Raw genomic sequence first — 2755 nt, forward strand, 5'->3', positions numbered from 1 at the left:
GAGTACACTTCCAACAGAAAAAGAGATACAAGGTAAAAGGAGAGGTTCAGTTGAGTAAGTTAGTAATGATTTTTGCAAGTATGAGTGGAAATACGGAGGAAATGGCTGATCATATTGCGGGTGCAATTCGTGAAACAGAAAGTGAAATTGAAGTTATTGATATTATGGATTCACCAGAAGCTTCTATATTAGAGCAATATGACGGTATTATTTTAGGCGCTTATACTTGGGGAGATGGTGATCTTCCGGATGATTTTTTAGATTTTTATGACGCAATGGATTCTATTGATTTAAATGGGAAAAAAGCGGCAGTATTCGGGTCATGTGATTCAGGTTATCCAAAATACGGGGTAGCGGTTGATATTTTAATAGAAAAGCTGCAGGAGCGCGGGGCAGCAGTTGTGTTAGAAGGATTGAAAGTAGAATTAACGCCAGAAGATGAAGATGTCGAAAAATGTTTACAGTTTGGAGCTGAATTTGTAAAACACCTTTCTTAATGGCAGAAGGGAGATGAAGAGCAATTGCATGAAAAAATCGCAATCAAAACGATGACAGATTACCATTTGTATGATTTTATGCGTTGTCCACACAAATTTTATTTCCGTCATATAAAAAGAAGAGAACCCTCTTCATTTGAATGGCAACAAATAGCACAAATGATTGTAAATCAAATTATTAATGAATATTACACGGTGCCTGCCGGGCAACAAACAAAAATTTTTCTTTTAATACTTTTAGAAAAGTATTGGAAAAAAGTAAGGGTTAATATGTTTGCTTCAAAGGCGGAGTATTATATTGTTTTAGCGAAGCTAACTGATCACTTATTACAGTTTGTTGAAAGGGATGATAGTCAGACGCCGCCGTTATTTTTATATGAGAAGTTTCAAACATATATGGAAGAGTTAGGTGTTCATATTTCAATGACATTTGAAGTTGGTGAGTGGAGTACAGAATCATTTACAATTAAAAAGTATGTTATTGATGCAAATGAAGAAATGCTAGCTCTTTGTCAGAAGTTAATGACTGTGTTTAGTTATAAAGCTTTCGGTATTCTTCCAGGGAAAATTGAAGTTATTAATTTAATAGAAGGAACTAAGTATGAGTACATTCCGAAACAGGAAGATATTATAACTGGAATGGATGATTTATTTAGAATGAAAGAAATGTTACAGCAACCTGAGCACTACACAGAGCGTCATTTTCGTTCTGATTGCATGAGTTGTGCTTTTCGTGGTGAGTGCCAAGTGGAAGAGGAAAAAGAGGAAACGTTGCAGAAGAAAAATATCGTACATTAAAGGATGCAATTTTGCATCCTTTTTATTATTGACATGAAAAGCTTTTCATCATTTACGGTATATGAGTAGCAGATTTTAATAAGKGGAGGAATAATCAATGAAAGATGAAACAAAAGTATTTCAATGGTTAAAAGAACAGAATGCTCCTTTTGGAATTCAACTGCAAATTTTACAGGCGTTTCAATTGTATAAAGTTATTGTTGAAATGGATAAAAAGTTAATGATGTATGAAGAGAGAGAGTATAGGGAGAGAATTTAATCTCGTCCCTGTAATATTGCCTTCAATTGTTCTTTACTCTTGTTTAATTCTATTTCGTTATTTGTTTCAATGTTATAAATGAGGTTATGTAGTAAAGGGCTGTATTGATAAAAGGTAGTGATGCGGTGAATGAGTAATGGATCGCGGTGAGAAACAAGTGCACTGTAGTGTTTATATACAGATGTAGTAAACTCATGACCGAAATCATAATATAGCCCAGCAAAATCAAAAGCGGGATCGCCAATTTGAGCATCTCCAAAATCGATAACACCTGAAATGGTTTTGTTTTGGTTGTTAAATAAAATGTGATGATGTGTAAAGTCAGCATGAATAATTGTATTTTGAAAGGTAGATTTAGCTATATAGGCAAAGAAATTTTCGAATAAACGATTTAAGGCTGACTTCTGTAATGAAGTAAGACTGTTAGTAAGATATTGATTTAATTTTGTGTGTAGTTCTTTCCAGTAGGTAAGTGTTTTTTCGATAGGGAATCCTAACGTTTCAGCATGCTTTAAAGGAATGCCATGTAAAGCCGCAAGGAAAGTGGCTAATTGTGTAATAATTACTTCAAGTTCTTTTTTCTCTAACTGGGCAACTATTTCAGTTTTTAACGGTTTACCATGAATGAGAGGATAATAGCTACAAAATGGAACATTATCACAATTATTCTTATACAATACGCGATACTTAGGGACTTCGATTCTTTGTAATGAATGAGAAAGAATGGTACACAGCTCCTTTTCTAACGGAATTCGCTTTGCATATTCAAGTTTTCTCGGAAAACGAAACAGTAGCTCGTCATTTATAATAACCGCTATATTATCCCAGCCCTCTTCATTTTGCGCATATGAATGTATAGAAAGACCGGGCAGAGCTTCTTTTATATATTGTTTGTAAGAGTCCATAATTGTTCCTCGTTTCTAAGTTAAAGGTAGGTTATTCCACTTCATGATATCAGAATTTTCTTTCTGTATGTTAAAATATAACTATCATTATGGAGGAGGGCGGGGTGTATTACGAAGAAAAGAATAGTAATCATTTCTCTATGTATCGTTTTTGGATTGTTTTGGTCATATAAAGAGGAGGTTTTTGCCACCTTTAAACCGATAGATCGCTACGAGTTAAATAAGGAATTAAAGAACAAAAGTATAGAAACTTTAACTCATAAAGAAAAGAAAAAGGTAGGAGAACACTTTGTGAC

General features: G+C 34.0%; 4 protein-coding genes and 1 pseudogene. 4 read left to right on the forward strand and 1 reads right to left on the reverse strand.

Annotation, left to right across the window (positions count from 1 at the left end; genetic code table 11):
• The first annotated feature begins 50 nt into the window (after positions 1-50).
• From AC1DTM_RS21905 to AC1DTM_RS21915, 3 genes are all read left to right on the forward strand, one after another.
• A complete protein-coding gene (locus AC1DTM_RS21905) occupies positions 51-497 on the forward strand; it encodes a flavodoxin (RefSeq protein WP_088098846.1) in 447 nt (148 codons plus the stop codon).
• A gap of 24 nt (positions 498-521) precedes the next feature.
• Positions 522-1295: a hypothetical protein gene (locus AC1DTM_RS21910; protein WP_088098847.1), complete on the forward strand. Its 774-nt coding sequence runs from the start codon at positions 522-524 to the stop codon at positions 1293-1295.
• A 97-nt stretch (positions 1296-1392) separates the two neighbouring features.
• Entirely contained in the window at positions 1393-1554 is a 162-nt protein-coding gene (locus tag AC1DTM_RS21915) for a hypothetical protein (protein ID WP_002149564.1), read from the forward strand.
• On the opposite strand, the gene AC1DTM_RS21920 is transcribed toward AC1DTM_RS21915, so the two are convergent.
• Positions 1551-2459 carry an aminoglycoside phosphotransferase family protein gene (locus AC1DTM_RS21920; RefSeq protein WP_016104276.1) on the reverse strand — a complete coding sequence of 303 codons (909 nt, stop codon included), beginning with the start codon at positions 2457-2459 and terminating at the stop codon, positions 1551-1553. The genes AC1DTM_RS21915 and AC1DTM_RS21920 overlap by 4 nt on opposite strands.
• 108 nt (positions 2460-2567) lie before the next feature.
• Here AC1DTM_RS21920 and AC1DTM_RS21925 point away from each other — a divergent pair.
• Positions 2568-2755: pseudogene (locus AC1DTM_RS21925) on the forward strand (biotin transporter BioY); the annotation flags it as partial.

The organism is Bacillus sp. P4_D3 (assembly GCF_056401855.1).

What these genes read in the sequence shown, in the direction of transcription:
- AC1DTM_RS21915 (WP_002149564.1), top strand. Translation starts at nt 1,393, where the DNA reads ATGAAAGATGAAACAAAAGTATTTCAATGGTTAAAAGAACAGAATGCT.
- AC1DTM_RS21920 (WP_016104276.1), bottom strand. Translation starts at nt 2,459, where the DNA reads ATGGACTCTTACAAACAATATATAAAAGAAGCTCTGCCCGGTCTTTCT.